The sequence below is a fragment of the Actinoplanes sp. 13 genome (assembly GCF_056134165.1).
Genome location: NZ_JBVYOQ010000032.1, coordinates 49,870 through 70,977 on the forward strand (window position 1 = coordinate 49,870; position 21,108 = coordinate 70,977).

Sequence of the window (21,108 nt, forward strand, 5' to 3'; positions counted from 1 at the left end):
CGTGGTGTGCCCGGTGGCGCTTGGGGTGCCGTTCGGTTACGCCCCTGTCCCGGGTGCCGGGCGCCCTCTAGCGTCTTCCGCATGACGAACGAGAACCTCGCTTTCGCCCCGATCGCCGTCGCCGCCGCCCGCCCGGCCGCCGCGTACCTCGACGAGATGATGGCGCGCGTGGGTGTCGACGGCCTGGCCGCCGCGTTCGCCGAGCCCGCCCTGCTGGCCCGGATCGACCAGCACGCCGCCGCCGTCCGTGACGCCCTGCACGCCGCCGGCCGCATCGCCGACGCCGACGGTCTGGCCGCTTATGCCCGGTCCATCGCGGCCGGCGCTGTCCGGATGAGCCGGCCGATCCCCGAGCCGGGTGCCGCGCCCGTCACCGTCGCCGGGTGGATGACGGCCGAGTGGCCGCTCGTCCGCCTGGCGGCCGTGTGCTTGCTCGCCGAGGCTGCCGGACTGCTCTGACCGTTTCTCGATGTGAACGGCGTGCCCGGCCTCGGCCGGGTGCGCCGTTCCGCTTTCGGCGATCCGCTCCCCATATGGTCGACTTCGGGGTGGCGGATTAGGGGACAAAGGGAACTTTAGGTCATATTCTTCTCATGAAGATCTCCAGGCTCTCCCTCCTCGCCCTCGTGGCCGCGCCCGCGATGGCCGCGCCGCTGCCGGCCGCACCGGCGATGGCCGCCCCCGCGGTGCCCACCCCGCCCGCGCTGGTGGCCCGCTACAACTTCGACGGCGGCGCCGTCGGCGGCCGGATCGCCGAACTGTCCGGGCGGGGCACCGCCCTCACGGTCCGCGCGGCCAGCAACGGCCTCATCTCGTTCGTGGCGCAGGGCGCCGGACGGTACGCGGCGTTCCCGGCACCCTGCTCGGCGACCGCGCCGGTCTGCGCGCGGGCCCTGCTCGAAGCGCCCGATGACGCGGACCTGGACCCGGGCACCCGCAACTTCCGGTGGGCGGCCGCCGTCCGGCTGACCCGGGCGCAGCTCACCGGCTCGGCGAACGTGCTGCAGAAGGGTGTCGCCACCACGGACAGCCAGTGGAAGCTGCAGATCGGCGGCCCGACCGGCCGGGCCCAGTGCGTGATGGTCGCCAAGGGCAGCGGGCAGACGTTCAGCGCGCTCTCCGCCCGCCCGGTCATCGACGGCGCGTGGCACCGGGTGGTCTGCCAGCGGGCCGGCACCACGCTGACCGTGTCGGTGGACGGGGTGCCGGGGGAGCGGGTCACTGTTCCGGCCACCATGTCGGTGGACAACAACCTCCCGCTGCGGGTCGGGGGGCCGAACTTCGCCCGCAGCGCCGACATGTACCACGGCCAGGTCGACGACGTGTACGCCCAGCTCGGCTGACCCGTCCGCGGCGTCGACGCACGGCGCGGCCGGTCCGTCTTGGGTCGTTCCGACTGCGGCGAACCAGCCCGGGGCGGCGAGCCAGCCGGGGCGGCGAGCCCGCCCGCACGGGCCTTGCCGGCGCGCGTTGAGCTTGACCGGCGCACAGCGAACGGCCCCGGTGCTTCGTGAGGAAGCACCGGGGCCGAGCCGCGTGCCGGGCCGGCTCGCAGGGCTGTCTTGCGCTCGGGCGGACAGCTCTGGCGCCGGCCAGGTCGTGCCGGGCTGTCCCGCCGTCTTTGCCTCGCGGGCGAACGGCCCGGCCCGGTGGTCCGGCTCCGGGCCGGACGTGGCCTAGCTGCGGCGGAAGGCGTAACTGCGGCCCCCGGCAGCGCCGGCCGCGCGGCCCGACCGGGCTCGGCCGGAGCGTTCGCGGGCGGCCTGGCGGCTGTCGCGGGCGCCGTGGTGGCCGGCGTCGGCGGCTGTCGCGGGCGTGTCCTGCGACCCACCCGCTCCGGCCGGGCGCTGGAGCGCGGCGGCGATGTCGCGGCGGGCGATGTCGTCGAGGTTGAGGTTTACGGTGAAAGGCTTGGCAGGCATGTCGTGACCTCCAGACGGCTCCGGGGGAGCGCGGCGAAGTGGATGAGCCGACGACGGGAACCGCGGGACCGGGCCTGCGGACAGCAGACCCGCCTCGAACGTGGTGAACGCGATGGCACCCGGACCTCGGTCGGCCATGGACGGGCAGACCTGGGAGGACACGCCACTCCGCGGCGGGCACGAGGGCCGGCGGGGGCGGATCCGGGAATCATCACAGCATGGCGCCAACGGTAGACAACTCCGGTGGACCCGCCAACTCATTTATTCAGCCGTCAGAGACGGCGGCGGGGAGAGGGGCCGGCGGGGGAGCGGCGGCTAGCAGGATGGCCGCCGGGAGGGTGGCGTGACGCTGCCTGAAGGCGTGCCCGACGGGCCCGTGCCGCGCGCGGACGGGGCAGGGCCGGGACTGACGGCGCGGGGCCGGGACGGACGGCGCGGGGCAGGGCGGACGGCGCGGGGCAGGGTGGGTCAGTCGGACTGGGCGATGCGGGACGTCGCGGTGTCCAGCATGGCGATCGCCGCCGGGAAGTCGACCAGCTGATCACGGATCAGGCGCAACCCGGCCCGCAACGCGGCGAGCGGAACCCCACGGGCCGCCAGAACCTCGGCGGTCCAGTCGATGAAGTCGGTGAAGATCTGGTCCTCGCTCACGTACAGCGCGGCGGCCAGGAAATCGACGATGTGGCCGAGGTCCTCGGCGGTGGCCTCCAGCTGCCCGTGGTCGTAGTGGTGGGCCACCGGATAGGCCGCGGCCAGCCTGCCCATCGCTGTGGTGATCAGCTGGGGGCGGGAGCGGACGAGGTGCGTGTATTCCTCGTCGCCGAGGAAGCTGTCGGCGTCCAGGAACGGGACGTCCGGCACGTACGGCGGGGGCCAGTCGGTGGCGAGCCGGGTGACCGCCTCCTCGCCGGTGGCGGCCCACGCGTCGGCGCCGAGGCGCTGGGCGTACCGGCCGTCGGGGCCGAAGCCGCGGCCGCCGGCGATCACCGGGACACCGGCGGCCCGGCAGGCCGTGATGGCGGCGTGCGCGCGGGGCAGCCGGATCGGGATCATGCAGCTGAGCGCGACCGCGTCCGGGCCGGTCTGGTGCAGGTGGGTGATCAGGTGCCGGCCGGGCACGCTGGCGCCGAGGAAGTCGACCCGCCAGCCGTCGAGGCGCAGCAGCTCGGCCAGCATCCGGGCGGGCAGGCCGTGCCATTCGCCGTCCACGCAGGCGAGGGTGATCCGGCCGCGGGTCGGGCGGGTCGTGGTCCGGCCGCCGACCACGGCGAGGGCGCGTTCGCTGACCGCGGTGGCGGCGTGTTCCCGGGCGACCGACCAGTCGTTGGCGGCCCACAGTTCGCCGACCCGGGCCTGGCTGGGCGCGATCAGGTCGATGATGATGCGCTGTGGTGGTGTGCCGTTGTCGAGCAGCTCGTTGACCAGGTCGGACGCGCCGCGTTCGTCGCCGTCGCCGATCAGGCTCAGGTAGTGGTCGGCGAGGCGCGGGTCGGCGAGCGACAGCGGCTGGGTGGGCGCGCTCATGATCGCGCCCTCGTGCGCCGGCTGCCGTGCTGGGCGGAGATCATGAACGGCGAGGTGGCGGGCGCGCCGCCGCCGCGCAGGCTGAGCGGCGTCCGGCTGGGCGCACGGACCGCGAGCATCGCGATGTCGTCCTGGGCGCCGCCGTTCACCCAGTCGGAGACCAGCTGCCGGATGCGTTCCACGACGACCGCGCCGGGCATGCCCCGGCTCTCGGTGAGCGCCTGCCACAGGCGTGCCTCGCCGAACTGCTCGGCGCCGGTGGGGCCGCCGCGCGCCTCGGTGAGGCCGTCGCTGTAGAGCAGGCACAGCTCGCCGGCTGCCAGCTCGACGGTCGCCGGGCGCACCACGGTGCCGCGCATGACGCCGATCAGCGTCCCGCTGGTCGGCACCTCCTCGACCGTGCCGTCGTTGCGCAGCACCAGCGGCGCCGGGTGGCCGCCGCTGGCCAGCACGAGCCGGACCCGGCCGTGGTCGATCCGGCTGACCGAGCCGACCACCATCGTGACGAACCGGTGCTGCCCGCCGGACTGGAGCAGCGCCTCGTTGAGGACCCGCAGCATCGCCTCCGGGCCGGCCTGCACCAGGCGCAACGCGCGCAGCGTCTGGCGTACCTTCCCGGTCAGCACCGCGGCCTCCGGGCCGCTGCCGCAGACGTCGCCGAGCGCGATCACCGTGTCGGTGCTGTCCCCGGCCGGGCCGAAGACGTCGTAGAAGTCGCCGCCGATCCGCAGCGTGCCGCGGGCGGCCTGGTAGGAGCCGGTCAGCTCGAAGCCTTCCGGTGACGGCAGCTCCGGCGGCAGCAGGTCGGCCTGCAGCACCGCGGTGGTGTCCACCTGCTCGCGGTAGAGCATGGCGGCCGCGATGGCGGCGCCGGCGCGGGCCGCGAAGACCCGGGCGAGCAGTTCGTCCTCCTCGGCGAACACGGCGCCGGGGCCGTAGCGGGCGAGGACCAGCGCGCCGGCCGGTTCGGCGTTGCCGGGCAGCGGCACGACCAGCAGGGCGCCGACCGGGCCGAGGTCGTCGGGGAACAGCCACTCCGGCGCCTGCGTGGCGTCCAGCCAGCGGCTCGGGATCGGCGGGAACCCGCCGAGCGCCTCCACCAGGCCGGGCACGTCGTCCAGCCGGGTCTGGCGCAGGATGCCGTCCTCGACGCCGCGGTTCAGGACGAGCCGGGCCCAGGAACTCTGCCGCCGGCTGGACGGCAGGATCACCACGGCGGCGTCGGCCAGGTGCGCCACGGCCAGTTCCACGGTGGTACGCATGCAGCGGCGCACGTTCAGGGAAGAGGACAACCGGCGTCCCGCCTCGGCGAGGAACGCGGTGCGGGACCGCTCCACCTCCAGGGCGGCGGCCCGCTCGTTCTCCTCGGTGTGGTCGCGCAGGAACCAGGCGTAGTGGCCCTCGTCCAGGTCGCGGCGCATGCCGTAGAAGTGCCGTCCCTCGTGGTGCCACTGGAACGAGTCGGCGTTCTCCGCGGTCGCCCGGCTGAGGGCGGGCAGGGGCACGGTGGCGAGGTCGTGGTTCGGCTGCAGGCCGGGGACCAGCCTCCGCGCTGTCGCGTTGGCCATCACGACGCGGTGGTCGTCAGCCGCGCACAGCAGCATGGCTTCGGTCGAGGCCTCGAACACGGCCCGGAGCAGGGCCGGAGCGGGCGTGACCGGGACCGTAGGCGCCAGCGGCTCGCCGGCACCCGCCGGCGTACGCGCTGTCATCATGGCCTCCTGTCTCTCCCCGCCGATGTTCGTCACGAACCGTAGGTATCGCACCACAGCCTACGGCGTCCGGCCGCGGATCGGGCGGGCCGCAGTTGGTGATCTTGGGATCAACCGTCCAGATCGACCACGATCGGGGCGTGGTCGGAGGGGCCCTTGCCCTTGCGCGCCTCCCGGTCGACCACGGCATCCTTGACCCGCGCCGTGACGTCGGCGCTGGCGTACACCAGGTCGATCCGCATGCCCTTGTTCTGGTGGAACATCCCGGCGCGGTAATCCCAATAGGTGAACGGGTGGTCGCCCTTCATCGGGCGGGCCGGCACGTCGGTGAGCCCGAGGTCGCGGATGGCCGCGAGCGCGGCTCGTTCCGGCGGCGTGACGTGCGTGGAGCCGGTGAACACCGACCGGTCCCAGACGTCCGCGTCGGTGGGCGCGACGTTGTAGTCGCCGGCCACCACCAGCGGCCCGGCGGCCAGGTCCGGCACGAGCGCGTCGCGCAGGGCGGCGAGCCAGGCCAGTTTGTACGCGTAGTGCGGGTCATCGGGCGTGCGGCCGTTCGGCACGTACACCGACATGAACCGGATGCCGCCGCACCGGGCGCTGATCGCCCGTGCCTCGGGGTCCGGATAGCCGGGCTCGCCGTCGAAGCCGCGGCGCACGTCGTCGAGGCCCACCCGGGAGAGCAGGGCGACCCCGTTCCAGCGGCCCTGCCCGTACGCCGCGGTGGCGTAGCCGAGTTCGGCGACCTCCTGCTCCGGGAAGCCGCCCTCGGCGACCTTGGTCTCCTGCAGGCAGACGACGTCCGGGGAGGTGCCGGCGAGCCAGTCGAGCAGGCGGGGCAGCCGGGCCTTGACCGAGTTGACGTTCCACGTGGCGAAGCGCATCCGCCCAGATTGCCGCATCCGGGGCCGGAACGCCGGACCGGCGCGCGTCAGCGGCGGCGGGTGGCGGCCAGCAGGGCGGCGCCGAGGCCGCAGGCCAGCACCATCAGCAGGGCGATCGCCCAGAGCGGACCCGACTCGACACCGATCAGAGCTGCCATGCCTTGCGCCTTTCCCCACCCGGACGGTGATCTGAACACTGGGACCTGGTGTGACGTGGCTTACCCACCCAGATTACGCGAGCGAATAATGCCGGAGTTGCCCTCGCGGCGCCAGTGCTCCTGACAGGTTTGTCATCGAGACAGGCAACGCGCACGGGGGCGACGATGCGAGTGGAAGTGCTGCCGGTGCTGCCGGCGGAGATGCTGGACGAGGCCTGGGACTTCTACCGGGAGACCTTCGACGAGCTGCGGTACCTGGCGGCCAACCGGCATCTGCTCTACCGGGACGAGTTCGACGACCTGATGACCGACGAGCGGGCCGACAAGTACGTCGGGCTCGACGGCGAGGGCACGGTGGTCGGGCTGGGCGTGATGACCACCGACCTGGACTCGGTGTCGCTGATCTCGCCGGAGTACTTCGAGTACCACTGGCCCGAGCTGTACGCCCAGCGGCGGCTCTTCTACGTGGTGTTCGTCGGCGCCCGCAAGGGCGCCCGTGGCTCCGGTGTGTTCATCGCGCTGTTGCGGGCCATGTACGCGGCGATCGGCGCGGCCGAGGGCCGGGTGTTCGTCGACATCTGCTCGTTCAACGAGGAGCGGCACGCGCTGCCCCGCATGATCGCGATGATCCTGGGCCGGGTGGCCGGGCGGGCCCAGCCGACCCGCCTGGACGCCCAGTCGTTCTGGATGTACGAGTTCCCGAAGCCCAACATGCCGATCCGCGACGAACGCCGCACCGGCTTCCGGGAGCGCCGCCCGGGCCAGCCCGAGCGCCGCTCCCACCTGCGCGACCGCACCTGACCGCAGAACAGTGTGGGGAGTTGCGGTGCGCAGCGAACCCGAACTCCCCACACCGGGTGGGCCGGTCAGTACGGGCGGCGGATGCGGCGCGCCTCGGCCGCCTCGCTCTCGGCGATCTGGGCGGCCGCCACCGCGCTGCGCGCCCACCGTTCCGCGAACTCCGCCGCCGGCACCGCCGCGCCCCACAGCCAGCCCTGCCCGTTCACCACACCGACCGCGTACAGCGCCTCCCGCTGCAACGGGGTCTCGACGCCCTCGGCGATCACGCTGAGCCCGAGCGCGTGGCTCATCGCCACCACCGCGCGGACGATCTCGTCGTCCTCGACGTTGACGCCGAGCCCGGTCACGAACGACCGGTCGATCTTCACGCCGGTGACCGGGAAGCGGCGCAGGTACCCGAGCGCGGAGAAGCCGGTGCCGAAGTCGTCGACGAGCAGTTTCACGCCGAGCTCGCGCAGCTCGAAGAGAACCCGGGAGGTGACGCTGGAACCGTCCACCATCACCGACTCGGTCATCTCCAGGGCCACACACTGCGCCGGCACGCCGTAGCGCAGCATCTCGCCGGAGACGATCAGCGGCAGCTCCGGGTCGGTGAGCTGGCGCGGCGACACGTTGATGGACAGGTAGAAGTCGTCACTGACCACGCCTTCGGAGCGCCACACGCCGAGCTGTCGCAGCGCCTCCTTGCGTACCCAGGTGCCGATGCTGCCGATCAGGCCGGCGTCCTCGGCGATCGGGATGAAGGTCATCGGCGGGATCGCGCCGCGTTCCGGGTGCATCCAGCGGACCAGGGCCTCGGCGCCGACCGGGACGCCGGTCTCCAGGCGCACGATCGGCTGGTACGCCACATGCAGCTGGTCGTCGGCGAGGGCCGCCCGCAGCGCCACCTCGAGCTCGATGCGCTCGCGGACCTGGGCGTGCATCGAGGTGTCGAAGATGGTGGAACGGCCCGGTCCCTCGCCCTTGGCCCGGTACATCGCGGTGTCGGCGTCACGCATCAGGGCCTCGGCGGTGACCGCGGCGCGGGCCACGTCGCCGGCCGCGTGCGCGATGCCGATCGACGCGCTGATCACGACCTCGGTGTCGCGAACCGGGAAGGCGCGGGTGAAGCAGCCGCGGATGTCGTCGACCAGGCGCAGCGCCGCGCCCTTCTCGCCGACGAAGGTGAGCAGGAACTCGTCGCCGCCGACCCGGGCCACCGGGATGCTGTGCGGCACCGCGGCGCGCAGCCGGCGGCCGACCTCGATCACCAGCTGGTCACCGGTGTCGTGGCCCCAGGAGTCGTTGACCCACTTGAAGCCGTCCAGGTCGAGCATGTAGACCCAGACCCGGTCGTGCCCCTCCGGCTCGGCCACGGTGACCAGGCGCTCGATCTCGGCCGACATGGACACCCGGTTCGGCAGCCCGGTGAGCGGGTCGTGGGTGGCCTGGTGCTCGGAGTGCAGCTGGGCGGCGACCTGCGCCTGCACCGCCGAGGTGGCGCGCAGCAGGAGCAGCCCGACGATGGCCAGGCCGGCGATCGCGATCAGCACCCGTTCCACGGCGCCGCTCGCCCGATGGGTGACGAGGACGCCGAACGGCAGCACCAGCGCGGGCAGCAGCAGCGCCATGCGCCGCGCCGACCAGGCCTGCACCGGTGGCCGGGCGGCTCGGCTCAGCTCCACCACCGACGGGTGCAGCGCGGCCACCCCGAGCAGCGTGTACGCGAGCAGGAACGGCACGTTGAGCAGCGGCGACGCGTAGATCTTGCCGCTCACCCCGACGATGGCGTACGCCGCGTCGCCGACGAAGATCATGGCCATCGTGCCGGCCAGCGTGAACAGGCTCAGCGGCCAGGTCTTCGCGGTGAAGGTCAGGTTGACGATCAGCAGCAGCAGCATCACGTCGAGCAGCGGGTACGTGCCCTGGATCGCCGACAGCACGTCCGAGCGGCCCGGGATCCGGGCGGCGGGCAGGGCCAGCATCACGGTGCTGGTGACGCCGGTCGCCAGGCAGACGATCAGCCCGTCTATTATCGCGTGCCGGTCCAGGCTCTCCCGGCTGCGCAGCAGCATCGCCAGGAAGACGGCGAGCAGGACGTACCCGCTGAAGCTCGTGACGTCGGCCAGCAGCGGCCACGGCATGGGCAGCTCGGTGACGGTCGGCCGGATCACCACGCCGATCAGCAGCAGCAGCGCGGCCCCGCAGACCAGCAGCCATGCGGTGGTCGGCTGGGCGCCCCAGCGGCGGGGACCGGCGTAGCACGCCACCACGACGGCGACGCCGAGCAGCAGGAAACTCACCGTGCCGGTCGCCGACGTCGAGAACAGCGTGTAGAGGACGGTGGCCAGGACGCCGCCGGCGGCCATGACTTGCCAGAGCCGCCGGGCGACCGGGGGCGGAAGGGCGGACCGCACCGGGCATTCCTCCCGTTGTACCCGAAACCTATGTCGGGATCAACGGTAGCAATCCGGGCACCTCGCCATGTTGCGCTTTCGGGATACTTCGGTGCCCGGCCCGGCCGGGACGCGCGTCAGCGATAAGTGGTTCGTGCGGGCTTCCCGGGTGGGGGTACCCGGCGGGACGGGACGCGCGCGGCATGCACGAAGACGGCCGGCACGGTCCCCCGGTGCAGCACCTCTGCGGCCACCCGGCCCAGATGTGTCCCGGCCCGGGAGCCACGGGGGCCCAGCACCACCAGGGCGGCCCGGCCGGCCGCGCGGGGCAGGACGTCGGCGGCGGATCCCGTGAGAACGTGACGCTTCACGCGTACCCTCGAAGTCTCCGGCACCGCCGCCAGCATCTCGTCGAGCAGGCGTTCCGCGGCAGTCTCGCCGCCCTCGGGGGTGATGTGCACGGCGTGCACCGCGTTGCCCAGCCGGACCGCCTCCTCGGCCGCGAAGCGCAGCGCGAGCACCGCATAGGCCGAGCCGTCGAGCGCCGCCAGCACCGGCCCGGACGGCGGCCGGGGGCAGCGGGTGACCGCGACCGGGCACCAGGCCCGGGCCGCCACCTCGATCACCGGCGAGCCGGGCGGCAGCCGGCCGGCGCCCACGACGAGCAGGACAGCGCGGCGGCTGAGCCGCAACAACTCCCGGACCGGCGGCCCATCCACGAGTTGACCGCGCGCGCGGACGCCGGGTGTGGAACGCTGGGCGGTGGCGACCGCCTCCTCGACGACGCGTGAGGCGGCCCGGCGGGCCCGGCCGAAATCAGTGCCACCGGGCCGGCTTTCCGTGTTACCGGGCCAGGTGAAAGCGTGCACGACATGCAGCATCCGGCCGCGGGAGAGCGCCTCCCGCGCGGCGAGACGCACGGCTGCCGATGCGGCCGGGCTTCCGTCGACGCCGACCACCACCGGTCCCTGAGCAGGGATCTGCATGGGTCCTCCCGTAACAAGGCGGCAATATACCGACCATTGTCTATGGCGCAACGGTCCATACGTACTGGTGACCAATGCCTCAACAGGTGGCCACCTGATGACCCATTCAGGTTGAGGGTTTACGGTGAACGGCAAAATCTTCGAGACATCTGCCGGTGAAGTGAGGGAAATACATGACGGATGTCAAGCTCGACCACCCCGGTGGCCAATTGTCGATGTCGGTCCGCAAGGCCGTCGACGGGCCGGGCGGCATCGACGTCAGTGCTCTGCTCAAGGAGACCGGCTTCGTCACCCTCGACCAGGGGTTCGTGAACACGGCGTCGACCACGTCCGCGATCACTTACATCGACGGTGACCAGGGCATCCTCCGGTACCGGGGATATCCGATCGAGCAGCTGGCCGAGAAGTCGACGTTCCTCGAGGTCTCGTACCTGTTGATGAACGGCGAACTGCCGACCGCGACCCAGCTGCGCGAGTTCGGTGACCGGATCCGCGTGCACACGCTCCTGCAGGAGGAGATGCGCACGTTCTTCTCCAGTTTCCCGCGGGACGCGCACCCGATGTCGGTGCTCTCCTCGGCGGTCACCGCGCTCTCCACGTTCTATCAGGACGCGCTCGACCCGCTCGACGAGGAGCAGGTTGATATCTCCGCAATCCGCCTGATGGCGAAACTTCCGACGATTGCGGCGTACGCCTACAAGAAGTCGATCGGCCACCCCCTGCCCTACCCGGACAACAGCCTCGACTACGTCGAGAACTTCCTGCGCCTGACGTTCGGCCTGCCCACCGTGCAGTACAACGTCGACCCCAAGGTCGCGAAGATCCTCGACATGCTGTTCATCCTGCACGCCGATCACGAGCAGAACTGCTCCACGTCGAGCGTGCGCCTCGTCGGCTCGGCCCAGGCGAACCTGTTCGCCTCCGTCTCGGCCGGCATCAACGCCCTCTCCGGCCCACTGCACGGCGGCGCCAACGCGGCGGTGCTCGAGATGCTCGAGCAGATCCGCAAGGACGGCGGAGACGTCAACTCGTTCGTCACCCGGGTGAAGAACAAGGAAAAGGGCGTCAAGCTGATGGGCTTCGGCCACCGGGTCTACAAGAACTACGACCCGCGCGCCGCCATCGTGAAGAAGGCCGCCCAGGAGGTCCTGGCCACCCTGGACACGCCGGACCCGCTGCTGGAGATCGCCTTCAAGCTCGAGGAGATCGCGCTCTCCGACGAGTACTTCATCTCCCGCAAGCTCTACCCGAACGTCGACTTCTACACCGGCCTGATCTACAAGGCCATGGGTTTCCCGACGAAGATGTTCACCGTTCTGTTCGCGATCGGCCGGCTCCCCGGCTGGATCGCGCAGTACCGCGAGATGATGACCGATCCGGCCAACAAGATCGGCCGCCCGCGGCAGATCTACACCGGTGCCCCGGTCCGCGATTTCGTGGCGCTCGACCAGCGCTGAGAATGGCCCCGCCGCTATCGGCGGGGCTCTTTTCGGGCTACTGTATGCCTCTGAAAGCATATAACTGGAGGGTCATGGACGTTCTGGAGGTTCTCGCCGAGCCGGCCCGCCGCCGGATCGCCGACGTGCTGCGCGCCGGCGAGGCCAGCGTCGGCGACCTGGTGACCGCGCTCGGCCTGAGCCAGCCCGCGGTCTCCAAGCACCTGCGGGTGCTGCGCGAGGCCGGCGTGGTCACCGCACGCGTGCGGGCGCAGCAGCGCATCTACCGGCTCGAGCCGGGACCCTTCCGCGAGCTGGACGCCTGGCTCGCGCCCTACCGGCGGCTCTGGGCACACCACCTGGACGCGCTGGAACGCCATCTGGAGGAGGAGTCATGACCGAGGCCTCCGTGGTCGCCGCCGGCGACCGCTGGACCCTGATCTTCATCCGCGAGCTGCGCCGGCCGCCGGAGACGGTGTGGGCGGCGCTGACCGAGCCGGAGCGGCTCGACCGGTGGGCGCCGTTCACCGCGGCGAGCAACCTCGGCACCCCGGGGGAGACCACCCTGACCATGGTGGACGGTGACACCCGGGAGGAGTTGCCGGCCACCGTCCTCCGAGCCGAACGGCCCCGCCTGCTGGAGCACTCGTGGGGTGACGACCTGCTGCGCTGGGAGCTGGAGCCGTCCGGCGCGGGCACCCGGCTCACGCTCCGGCACACGTCGGGCGAGCAGGGCATCGAGGCGATGGTCGCGGCCGGCTGGCACCTCTGCGCCGACGTGCTGGAGCGTCTGCTCGACGGCGAGGACGTCGAGGCGGTTCGCGGAGAGGCGGCCCGGGCACACGGCTGGGAAGGGCTGCGCGACCATTACGCGAAGCTGTTCGCCGGCTAGGGGAGGCAAAGAGTTGGACGTCGTCATCGGGATCGACACCGGGACCACCGCGACCAAGGGCGTCGCCGCCGCGGCGTCCGGCGAACTGCGGGCCCAGACCAGCGTGCACTATCCACTCTCGGTGCCCGGCCCCGGCCGGGCCGAGCTGGACGCCGGCAAGCTCGTCGAGGCCGCGGTCCAGGCCCTCACGGACATCGCCGCGCAATGTCGCGAGCGTGGCGACCGGGTGGCCGGCATCGGGCTCAGCGCCTTCCTGCACGCGCTGGTCCCGATGGACGGCGACGGCCGCCCGCTCGGCCCGGTGATCACCTGGGCGGACGGGCGATCGGCCGAGCAGTGGGAGCGCATCGTGGCCGACGGCGCGGGCAAGGTGCTGCAGGCGCGCACCGGCACACCGGTGCACCCGATGTCGCCGATGACCAAGCTGGCCTGGTGGTCCGCCACCGACCCGGACACGCTGCGCGGCACGCCGCGCTGGGGCGGCGTCAAGGAGCTGCTGCTCGCCGCGCTGAGCGACGCGCCGTTCCTCGTCGACCTGTCGGTCGCCTCGGGCACCGGCCTCTACGACATCCACTCCAGGCGGTGGGACGACGAGGCTCTGAAGATCTCGGGGGTACGACCTGAGCAACTCGCCGAGGTCGTGCCGACCACCTCCCGCCTGCGCCTGCGCCCGGAGATCGCCTCCGCCGCGGGGCTGCCCGCGGACACCCCACTGATCATCGGCGCCGCCGACGGGCCGCTCGCCAACCTCGGGGTCGGCGCCACCCCGCCCGGCGTGGCGGCGGTCTCGCTCGGCACCAGCGGCGCCCTGCGCACGCTCGTCGACCGGCCCACTACCGACGCCGCCGGCCGGCTGTTCTGCTACGCCCTCACCGAGGACCGCTGGGTGATCGGTGGCGCCGTCAACAACGCCGGCTCGGTGGTGCGCTGGGCCGCCCACGCCATGACCGAGGCCGGGGCGGCCGGTGAGGCGGCCGACGACCGCGACGCCGACCTGCTCCGCGAGGCGGCCGAGGTGGAGCCCGGCAGCGAGGGCCTGCTCTGCCTGCCATACCTGCTGGGCGAACGGGCCCCGTGGTGGCGGCCCGGGATGCGCGGCGCCTATCTGGGGCTGCGCCGCGAGCACGGCCGGCCGCACCTGGTCCGGGCCGCCGTCGAGGGCGTCTGCCAGCAGCTGGCCCTGGTCCGTGACTCGTTCGACGCGGAGGGGCACCCGATCACCGAGATCCGGGCCACCGGCGGGGCGGTCGCCTCCGACCTGTGGGTCGATGTGCTGGCCGCGGCGATGGACCTGCCGGTCGCGGTGGCCGACACTCCGGAGGGCACCGGGCTGGGTGCCTGCCTGCTGGCCTGGCACGCCCTCGGGTCACTGCCCGACCTGGACCAGGCGGCCGCGCTGGTGCCGGCCCGCGAGCCGGTGCAGCCGGACCCGGTGGCGGCCGAGCTCTACCAACGGTGGCGGCCGTTGGTGGAGCGTTCCGCGCTGGCGGTGCTGGACGTGGTCACCGAGTTGGACCGGCTCGCCCCGGAGCCGCTGCCGAGCACCGAGAAGGCCGTCGGCCGAGGAGCCTGACCCGCACCCCCGTGTGTGAAGTTGCGGTCCGATTCGAGCCGCCGTGGTGGCCCGGTTGTGTGTGAAGTTGCGGTCCGATTCGAGCCGCAACTCCACACACCGGGGCGGGGTGACGGAACCCGCGTTGACGGGCGGCCCGGCGGTAGGAAAGAGTGACCGGCGAGCGGTTGCGGAGGAACCCGGTGCGAGTCCGGGACGGTCCCGCCACTGTGACCGGGGAGCGACCCGCTACCCAGCGCCACGGCCTGCGACGGCCGGAAGGCGAGCGGGAGACGTCGATCCGGGAGTCAGGAGACTCCGGCCGCTCGTGCCAACCGACGCGCGGGCGTGGACACCCGCCGGAAGGGATCTCCGTGACGAGTCCGTACCCGTTCTCGGCCGTGGTCGGCCTCGACGACCTGCGCCTGGCGCTCCTGCTCACCGCCGTCTCACCCGCCGTCGGCGGGGTGCTGGTGCGCGGCGAGAAGGGCACCGCCAAGAGCACCGTCGTCCGTGCCCTCGCCGCCCTGCTGCCCGAGGTCACGGTGGTGCCGGGCTGCCGGTTCGCCTGCGACCCCGGCGCACCCGACCCGGGCTGCCCGGACGGCCCGCACCCGGCGGCCGGGCCGGCCGCCGCGCGACCCGCCACCCTGGTGGAGCTGCCCGTCGGCGCCACCGAGGACCGGGTGGTCGGCACGCTGGACCTGCAGCGCGCGCTCAGCGACGGGGTCAAGGCCTACGAGCCCGGCCTGCTCGCCGCCGCCCACCGCGGCGTGCTCTACGTCGACGAGGTCAACCTGCTTCCCGACCACCTGGTCGACCTGCTGCTGGACGCCGCCGCGATGGGCCGCGCGCACGTCGAGCGCGACGGCGTCTCGGTCAAGCACGCCGCCCGGTTCCTGCTGGTCGGCACCATGAACCCGGAGGAGGGCGAGCCGCGCCCGCAGCTCGTCGACCGGTTCGGCCTGGTGGTCACGGTGGCCGCGCCCCGCGACGCGGCGCTGCGCGCCGAGGTGGTGCGCCGCCGCCTCGCCTACGAGTTGGATCCCGCCGGTTTCGCGACCCGCTTCACCGGCGCCGAGCGTGACCTCGCCGCCCGGATCGCCGCGGCCCGCGCCCAGCTGCCGTCGGTCACCCTGCCCGACACCGAGCTCGACCGGATCGCCCGGGTGTGCCTCGCCTACGGCGTCGACGGGATGCGCGCCGACATCGTGGTGGCCCGCTGCGCGGTGGCGCTGGCAGCCTGGCACGGCCGGACCGTGGTCACCGCGGACGACGTGCGCGACGCCGCCCGCCTGGCCCTGCCGCACCGCCGCCGCACCGATCCGCTGGATCCGCCCGGCACCGATGAGCAGAAGCTGGAGGAGGCCCTCGCCGAGGCCGAACGCCAGGCCGAGGAGGACCGGGCCGAGCAGGAACGCCAGACCGCGGACGCCGACCGTGACGCCGCCGACCCGGCTGCCGGCTCGGACGCCGCCGGTCCGGACGGCAACCCGAACGGCTCGGCGGAACACGGCGACGATCCTGACGGTGACGGACCGCCTGACGGCGGGGGCGGAGGCGGCCGGCGAGGTCCGCGCGACGGTGGCGGGCCACGGGGCGCAGGCTCCCCCGACGGGGGTACGGACGTGAGCACACCGCCGTCCAACGGCTCGGCCCCGTCGGACGCGGACGCCGGCCAGCCGTCCACAGTGGGCGCCGTGGCCGGTGCCGGAGCCGCCTACCGCACCCGCACGCTGCGCGTGTCCCGTCGTGGCGAGGGTGGTCACGCGGGTCGTCGCTCGCCGGCGCTGGCCCGTCGCGGCCGTGTCGTGGGCAGCCGGGTGCCGCAGGGCAAGCTCTCCGGAGCGCCCCATCTCTTCGCCACGTTGCGCGCGGCGCTGGATCGGGGCGTGCTGGATCGGGGCGTGCTGGATCGGGGTGCGCTGGACCGAGGCACGTTGGATCGGGGTGCGCTGGATCGGGGCGCGCCGGATCAGGGTGCGCTGGACCGCCGTGCGGCGGCGGGGACTGAGCGGGCGGGCCGGCTTTTCCAGGTGTCGCCACGGGACCTGCGGGAATCGGTGCACGTCGGGCGGGAGGCGAACCTCGTGCTCTTCGTCGTGGACGCGTCCGGCTCGATGGCCGCGCGCAAGCGGATGACCCTGGTGAAGACGGCCGTGCTGTCGTTGCTGCGGGACGCCTACCAGCGGCGGGACCGGATCGGGATGATCACGTTCCGGGGGAGTACGGCCGAGGTGGTGCTGCCGCCGACGTCCAGCCACGAGGTCGGGGTGATGCGGCTGGCGGCCCTGCGCACCGGTGGGCGCACCCCGCTCGCGGCCGGCCTGCGGGCGGCGGCCACGACCATCGCCACCGAGCGGCGGCGGGACCCGCGTCGCCGGCCGCTGCTCGTCGTGGTCACCGACGGGCGGTCGACGAGCGGCCCGGATCCGGTGCTGATGGCGCCGGCCCTGACCGGAGTGTCCACGGTGGTCGTCGACTGCGAGTCGGGTCCGGTCCGGCTGGGCCAGGCCCGCCGGCTCGCCGCCGCCCTGAACGCCGAAGTGATGCCCCTCGACCGACTCGAAGCCACCACACCCCGCCCCGACCGTCGCGCCGCCTAGCCCGACCAAGTGTGTGAAGTTGAGGTGCGTTACGCACCCTGACTCCCCACACTCCGCCTGGCACGCGGGTGTGTGTGACGTTGAGGTGCGTTACGCACCCTGACTCCCCACACTCCGCCTGGCACGCGGGTGCGTGTGAAGTTGAGGTGCGTAGCGCGCCTTAAATCACCACGCTCGGGCCGGCGCGCAGGGTGCGCGGCGCGGGCGGCCGGAGGGTGGGGGCGCTCGGGCGGGTGGGGCGCTCGGGCGGGTGCGTGCGGGCGCGTGGGGAGTGGACGCGGGGAGGCGGGCCGGGCGAGGCCTGCGGGACTGATCGGTTACGCGTACCGGAAAGGGTTTGGCATGCCGCAAGGGAAAGTCACCACCGTGCCCGATGACGGGCTGACGACGCGTCAGCGCCGGCGCCAGGCGGTGTTCGCGCTGCACACCGGGCCGGGCAAGGGCAAGTCGACGGCCGCGTTCGGGATGGCGTTGCGCGCCTGGAACGCGGGGTGGCCGATCGGGGTCTTCCAGTTCGTGAAGTCGGAGAAGTGGAAGGTCGGCGAGGAGGCCGCCCTGAAGGCCCTGAACGGTGTCAACGGGACACCCGTCACCTGGCACAAGATGGGTGAGGGCTGGTCCTGGATCCAGCGGGCCGGCACCGAGCGCGACCACGCCGCGGAGGCCGCGGAGGGCTGGGCGCAGATCAAGCGGGATCTGGCGGCGGAGACCTACAAGTTCTATGTGCTGGACGAGTTCACCTATCCGATGAAGTGGGGCTGGGTGGACGTGCACGACGTGATCGAGACGATGGCGAACCGGCCGGGGACGCAGCACGTGGTGATCACCGGCCGGGACGCGCACCCGGACCTGATCGCGGCGGCCGATCTGGTGACCGAGATGACGAAGGTGAAGCATCCGATGGACGCGGGGCGCAAGGGGCAGCAGGGCATCGAATGGTAGGGCGGGTGGTGATCGCGGCGCCGGCCTCCGGGCACGGGAAGACGACCGTGGCGACCGGGCTGCTGGCGGCGTTCGCGCGGCGCGGGGTCGCGGTGGCGCCGTTCAAGGTGGGGCCGGACTACATCGACCCGGGCTATCACGCTCTCGCGGCGGGGCGGCCGGGGCGCAACCTGGACCCGGTGATGGTCGGCGAGGAGCTGATCGGGCCGTTGTTCGCGCACGGCGCCGCCGGTGCCGAGCTGGCGGTCGTCGAGGGGGTGATGGGCCTCTACGACGGGCGGACCGGCGCCGGTGAGCGCGGGTCGACGGCGCAGGTCGCGGCGCTGCTGGACGCGCCGGTGATCCTGGTGGTGGACGCGGCCGCGCAGGGGCGATCGATCGCCGCGGTGGTGCACGGGTTCCGCAGCTTCGGCACCGTGCGGATGGCCGGGGTTATCCTGAACCGGGTCGGCTCCGACCGGCACGAGTCGATCCTGCGGGAGGCGTGCGAGGAGGTCGGCACGCCGGTGCTGGGCGCGCTGCGCCGGGCCGACGCGGTGGCCGCGCCGTCGCGGCACCTCGGGCTGGTGCCGGCGGCCGAGCGGCGGGCGGAGGCACGGCAGACGGTGGACGCGCTCGCCGAGCTGATCACGGCGTCGGTCGATCTGGACGCGGTGGCGGCGATCGCGCGGTCGGCGCCGGCGCTCACCGTCGAGCCGTGGAGCCCGTCGGCCGGGGAGCCGGCGCCGGGCCGCCCGGTGGTCGCGCTGGCCGGTGGCCCGGCTTTCTCGTTCTCGTACGCGGAGACGCCGGAACTGCTGGCCGCGGCCGGGGCGGAGGTGGTCGTCGTGGATCCGTTGCGGGACGAGAAGCTGCCGCCGGGCACCCGGGCGCTGGTCGTCGGCGGCGGTTTCCCGGAGGTCTACGCGTCCGAGCTGTCGGCGAACGTGCCGCTCCGGGCGAGTGTGGCGGCACTGACCGGCCCGATCGTGGCGGAGTGCGCGGGACTGCTCTGGCTGTGCCGCACCCTGGACGGGCAGCCGATGTGCGGGGTGCTGGACGCGGACGCGGCCATGACACCGACGCTGACCCTGGGATACCGGGACGCGGTGGCGCTGACGGAGAGCCCGCTCGGGCCGGCCGGGCTGCGGGTGACCGGCCACGAGTTCCACCGGACCACGGTGCATCCACGGTCGGGCCTGCTGCTGTCGCCGGCCGGCGGGGCGGCGTGGGCGTGGCGGGGCGCCGATCCGGAGGGGTTCGCGACGCCGCGGGTGCACGCCTCCTATCTGCACCTGCACTGGGCGGGGGTGCCCGGCCTCACGTCCCGGCTGGTGTCCTCCTTGTGACGCTCGTGGTCGGCGTGGGCGCCCGGGCCGGGGCGCAGGTCGCCGGTCCGGTGCTGGCGACGCTGGCCGCGGCCGGGCTGCCGGTGGAGCGGGTGGCCGTGCTGGCCACGATCGACCGCCGGGCGGGCGAGGTGCGCGACCTGGCCACCGCGTACGGCTGGCGGCTGGTTCTGTATTCCGCCGCGGAACTGGCCGGGCGGCCGGTCAGCCACCCGAGCCGGGCCGTCGCTGAACTGGCCGGCACGCCGAGTGTGGCCGAGGCGGCCGCGCTGCTGGCCGCCGGGCCGGCCGCCCGGCTGATCGTCGCGAAACAGGTGTTCCCCGCGGTGACCGTCGCGGTCGGGGTCAGCCCTGCTGCTTGAGGGACGGCCACTCGTGCACAGGGATGTTCTCGTGCATCAGCGGCAGATAGCGGCGCAGCATCTCGTGCAGCGCCCGCTGCCGGTCCTGGCCCTGCGCCTCCAGCCCGTGCAGCGTCTCCACCTGCCAGGACGCGCCGTTGCGGTGCAGCAGGCAGCGCTGCTCGATGATGCCGAGCAACCGGTCGCGGTGGGTCGGGGAGACGCCCCACAGGTCCAGGCCGGCCGCGGCCTGCGGCAGCAGCCGGCGCAGCACCAGCTCGGTGACCGGCACGGTGCCGTGGCCGGGCCAGAACACGCTCGCGTCGATGCCGTGCCGGGCGCAGTTGTGGAAGTTCTCCTCGGCCGCCCGGAAACTCATCTGGCTCCAGATCGGACGGTCCGCCTCGGCGAGCGTCCGCACCAGGCCGTAATAGAACGCCGCGTTGGCGATCGTGTCGGCGACCGTCGGGCCGGCCGGCAGCACCCGGTTCTCCACCCGCAGGTGCGGGCGCCCGTTGACCACCGCGTAGATCGGCCGGTTCCAGCGGTACACCGTCCCGTTGTGCAGCCGCAGCTCGCTCAGCTCCGGGATGTCGCCGCGTTCCAGGATGTCGGTCGGGTCGTCCTCGTCGCAGATCGGCAGCAGTGCCGGGAAGTAGCGCACGTTCTCCTCGAACAGGTCGAACACGCTGGTGATCCAGCGCTCGCCGAACCACACGCGAGGTCGTACCCCCTGGGCCTGGATCTCTTCCGACCGGGTGTCGGTGGCCTGCTCGAACAGCGGGATGCGGGTCTCCCGCCACAGCTCCCGGCCGAGCAGCAGCGGCGAGTTGGCGCCGAGCGCCAGCTGCACGCCGGCCACGATCTGCGAGGCGTTCCAGTACGCCGCGAACTGCGCCGGGCTCACCTGCAGGTGGAACTGGGTGCTGGTGCAGGCCGCCTCCGGCACGATGCTGTCGGTGGTCACCGCCAGCCGGTCCACGCCGTCGATGCGGATGTCCAGGTCCTCGCCGCGGGCCGCGAAGATCTGCTCGTTGAGCAGTTGGTATCGCGGGTTCGCGGTGAGCGACGCGCCGGTCAGGTGCTCCCGGCGCAGGGTGGGCAGGATGCCGATGGTGACCATGTGCGTCCCGGCCGTCCGCGCCTTGCGTTCCGCCTGGTTGAGGCTGGCCCGCAGGCTGCGCTCCAGCTCGGCGAAGTCGTCGCCGGCCAGCCGCCGGGGTGGCAGGTTGATCTCGATGTTGAACTGGCCGAGCTCGGTCTGGAAGTCCGGGTCGGCGATCGCGCCCAGCACCTCGGCGTTGCGCATGGCCGGATCGGCCGCGTCGTCGATGAGGTTGAGCTCGATCTCCATCCCGGTCATCGGCCGCTCGAACTCGAAGCGGGACTCCCGCAGCATGGTCGCGAAGACGTCCAGACTGCGCCGGATCTTCTGCCTGTACCGGGTCCGGTCCTCACGGGTGAAGTTGGTCTGATCGACTTTCTCGCCCACCGCGCACCACCTCTCGAGCCGTCAGCGGAGCCGGGAGACCGTGCGGCCGCGCGGCTCGAGCCGCGCGTCGGGGATCCCCTCGGCCATATGATGACCGCTGCCGCTCGCGGTTCCCATCGTGGCCACCGTCCATTCTCGCCAGATGGCCAACGGGTCG

Annotated in this window: 18 protein-coding genes and 1 riboswitch; of the genes, 11 read left to right on the forward strand and 7 right to left on the reverse strand. The window is 73.1% G+C overall.

Annotated elements, in window-relative coordinates; genetic code table 11:
• Positions 1 to 81: 81 nt before the first annotated feature.
• Positions 82 to 459, forward strand: coding sequence for a DUF6401 family natural product biosynthesis protein (locus AC0NH5_RS36830; RefSeq protein WP_474411927.1), 378 nt, complete (start codon positions 82 to 84; stop codon positions 457 to 459).
• 134 nt (positions 460 to 593) lie between these two features.
• Positions 594 to 1,343 (forward strand): LamG-like jellyroll fold domain-containing protein, encoded by a 750-nt coding sequence (locus AC0NH5_RS36835; RefSeq protein WP_474411929.1) that lies wholly within the window; start codon positions 594 to 596, stop codon positions 1,341 to 1,343.
• A gap of 333 nt (positions 1,344 to 1,676) precedes the next feature.
• On the opposite strand, the gene AC0NH5_RS36840 is transcribed toward AC0NH5_RS36835, so the two are convergent.
• From AC0NH5_RS36840 to AC0NH5_RS36855, 4 genes are all read right to left on the reverse strand, one after another.
• Complete coding sequence (locus tag AC0NH5_RS36840; protein ID WP_474411931.1) at positions 1,677 to 1,922, reverse strand: hypothetical protein; 246 nt, start codon at positions 1,920 to 1,922, stop codon at positions 1,677 to 1,679.
• 468 nt (positions 1,923 to 2,390) lie between these two features.
• Positions 2,391 to 3,446, reverse strand: coding sequence for a cobalamin B12-binding domain-containing protein (locus tag AC0NH5_RS36845; RefSeq protein ID WP_474411932.1), 1,056 nt, complete (start codon positions 3,444 to 3,446; stop codon positions 2,391 to 2,393).
• Positions 3,443 to 5,194: a PP2C family protein-serine/threonine phosphatase gene (locus AC0NH5_RS36850; protein ID WP_474411934.1), complete on the reverse strand. Its 1,752-nt coding sequence runs from the start codon at positions 5,192 to 5,194 to the stop codon at positions 3,443 to 3,445. The genes AC0NH5_RS36845 and AC0NH5_RS36850 overlap by 4 nt, the downstream gene beginning before the upstream one ends.
• Positions 5,195 to 5,268: 74 nt before the next feature.
• Positions 5,269 to 6,042 (reverse strand): exodeoxyribonuclease III, encoded by a 774-nt coding sequence (locus tag AC0NH5_RS36855; protein ID WP_474411936.1) that lies wholly within the window; start codon positions 6,040 to 6,042, stop codon positions 5,269 to 5,271.
• 323 nt (positions 6,043 to 6,365) lie between these two features.
• On the opposite strand from AC0NH5_RS36855, the gene AC0NH5_RS36860 reads away from it, so the two are divergent.
• The gene (locus AC0NH5_RS36860) at positions 6,366 to 7,001 is read left to right on the forward strand and encodes a hypothetical protein (protein ID WP_474411938.1); all 636 of its coding nucleotides are present in this window, start codon (positions 6,366 to 6,368) and stop codon (positions 6,999 to 7,001) included.
• A 65-nt stretch (positions 7,002 to 7,066) separates the two neighbouring features.
• Here AC0NH5_RS36860 and AC0NH5_RS36865 read toward each other — a convergent pair whose 3' ends face one another.
• Complete coding sequence (locus AC0NH5_RS36865; protein ID WP_474411940.1) at positions 7,067 to 9,397, reverse strand: putative bifunctional diguanylate cyclase/phosphodiesterase; 2,331 nt, start codon at positions 9,395 to 9,397, stop codon at positions 7,067 to 7,069.
• Positions 9,398 to 9,513: 116 nt separating this feature from the next.
• Positions 9,514 to 10,362: a universal stress protein gene (locus tag AC0NH5_RS36870; protein ID WP_474411942.1), complete on the reverse strand. Its 849-nt coding sequence runs from the start codon at positions 10,360 to 10,362 to the stop codon at positions 9,514 to 9,516.
• Positions 10,363 to 10,535: 173 nt separating this feature from the next.
• Between AC0NH5_RS36870 and AC0NH5_RS36875 the strand changes: the two genes are divergently transcribed.
• The 8 genes from AC0NH5_RS36875 to AC0NH5_RS36910 all read left to right on the forward strand — a co-directional run bounded on the left by AC0NH5_RS36875 (position 10,536) and on the right by AC0NH5_RS36910 (position 19,480).
• Positions 10,536 to 11,819, forward strand: a complete 1,284-nt coding sequence (locus tag AC0NH5_RS36875) for a citrate synthase (protein WP_474411944.1) — start codon at positions 10,536 to 10,538, stop codon at positions 11,817 to 11,819.
• A gap of 74 nt (positions 11,820 to 11,893) precedes the next feature.
• The gene (locus AC0NH5_RS36880) at positions 11,894 to 12,196 is read left to right on the forward strand and encodes an ArsR/SmtB family transcription factor (protein WP_474411946.1); all 303 of its coding nucleotides are present in this window, start codon (positions 11,894 to 11,896) and stop codon (positions 12,194 to 12,196) included.
• Positions 12,193 to 12,690, forward strand: a complete 498-nt coding sequence (locus AC0NH5_RS36885; protein ID WP_474411948.1) for an SRPBCC family protein — start codon at positions 12,193 to 12,195, stop codon at positions 12,688 to 12,690. Before AC0NH5_RS36880 ends, AC0NH5_RS36885 begins: the two co-directional genes overlap by 4 nt.
• Positions 12,691 to 12,703: 13 nt before the next feature.
• A complete protein-coding gene (locus tag AC0NH5_RS36890) occupies positions 12,704 to 14,263 on the forward strand; it encodes a gluconokinase (RefSeq protein ID WP_474411950.1) in 1,560 nt (519 codons plus the stop codon).
• 173 nt (positions 14,264 to 14,436) lie between these two features.
• A riboswitch (cobalamin riboswitch) is annotated at positions 14,437 to 14,560 on the forward strand.
• Between the two features lie 56 nt (positions 14,561 to 14,616).
• Positions 14,617 to 16,848 carry a VWA domain-containing protein gene (locus AC0NH5_RS36895; protein WP_474411952.1) on the forward strand — a complete coding sequence of 744 codons (2,232 nt, stop codon included), beginning with the start codon at positions 14,617 to 14,619 and terminating at the stop codon, positions 16,846 to 16,848.
• Between the two features lie 342 nt (positions 16,849 to 17,190).
• Positions 17,191 to 17,790: a cob(I)yrinic acid a,c-diamide adenosyltransferase gene (gene cobO / locus AC0NH5_RS36900; RefSeq protein WP_474411954.1), complete on the forward strand. Its 600-nt coding sequence runs from the start codon at positions 17,191 to 17,193 to the stop codon at positions 17,788 to 17,790.
• Positions 17,784 to 19,118, forward strand: a complete 1,335-nt coding sequence (locus AC0NH5_RS36905; RefSeq protein ID WP_474411956.1) for a cobyrinate a,c-diamide synthase — start codon at positions 17,784 to 17,786, stop codon at positions 19,116 to 19,118. Before cobO ends, AC0NH5_RS36905 begins: the two co-directional genes overlap by 7 nt.
• Complete coding sequence (locus tag AC0NH5_RS36910) at positions 19,115 to 19,480, forward strand: cobalamin biosynthesis protein (RefSeq protein ID WP_474411958.1); 366 nt, start codon at positions 19,115 to 19,117, stop codon at positions 19,478 to 19,480. Before AC0NH5_RS36905 ends, AC0NH5_RS36910 begins: the two co-directional genes overlap by 4 nt.
• Here the strand turns inward: AC0NH5_RS36910 and AC0NH5_RS36915 are convergent.
• On the reverse strand, positions 19,464 to 20,951 hold the full coding sequence (locus AC0NH5_RS36915) for a glutamate-cysteine ligase family protein (protein ID WP_474411960.1): 1,488 nt from the start codon (positions 20,949 to 20,951) through the stop codon (positions 19,464 to 19,466). The genes AC0NH5_RS36910 and AC0NH5_RS36915 overlap by 17 nt on opposite strands.
• Positions 20,952 to 21,108: the final 157 nt, after the last annotated feature.

Excerpts from the sequence above, each read along its gene's own strand:
- AC0NH5_RS36860 (WP_474411938.1), top strand. The coding sequence starts at position 6,366 with ATGCGAGTGGAAGTGCTGCCGGTGCTGCCGGCGGAGATGCTGGACGAG.
- cobO (WP_474411954.1), top strand. The coding sequence starts at position 17,191 with ATGCCGCAAGGGAAAGTCACCACCGTGCCCGATGACGGGCTGACGACG.
- AC0NH5_RS36880 (WP_474411946.1), top strand. The coding sequence starts at position 11,894 with ATGGACGTTCTGGAGGTTCTCGCCGAGCCGGCCCGCCGCCGGATCGCC.
- AC0NH5_RS36840 (WP_474411931.1), bottom strand. The coding sequence starts at position 1,922 with ATGCCTGCCAAGCCTTTCACCGTAAACCTCAACCTCGACGACATCGCC.
- AC0NH5_RS36845 (WP_474411932.1), bottom strand. The coding sequence starts at position 3,446 with ATGAGCGCGCCCACCCAGCCGCTGTCGCTCGCCGACCCGCGCCTCGCC.
- AC0NH5_RS36870 (WP_474411942.1), bottom strand. The coding sequence starts at position 10,362 with ATGCAGATCCCTGCTCAGGGACCGGTGGTGGTCGGCGTCGACGGAAGC.
- AC0NH5_RS36905 (WP_474411956.1), top strand. The coding sequence starts at position 17,784 with ATGGTAGGGCGGGTGGTGATCGCGGCGCCGGCCTCCGGGCACGGGAAG.
- AC0NH5_RS36885 (WP_474411948.1), top strand. The coding sequence starts at position 12,193 with ATGACCGAGGCCTCCGTGGTCGCCGCCGGCGACCGCTGGACCCTGATC.
- AC0NH5_RS36830 (WP_474411927.1), top strand. The coding sequence starts at position 82 with ATGACGAACGAGAACCTCGCTTTCGCCCCGATCGCCGTCGCCGCCGCC.
- AC0NH5_RS36855 (WP_474411936.1), bottom strand. The coding sequence starts at position 6,042 with ATGCGCTTCGCCACGTGGAACGTCAACTCGGTCAAGGCCCGGCTGCCC.
- AC0NH5_RS36835 (WP_474411929.1), top strand. The coding sequence starts at position 594 with ATGAAGATCTCCAGGCTCTCCCTCCTCGCCCTCGTGGCCGCGCCCGCG.
- AC0NH5_RS36875 (WP_474411944.1), top strand. The coding sequence starts at position 10,536 with ATGACGGATGTCAAGCTCGACCACCCCGGTGGCCAATTGTCGATGTCG.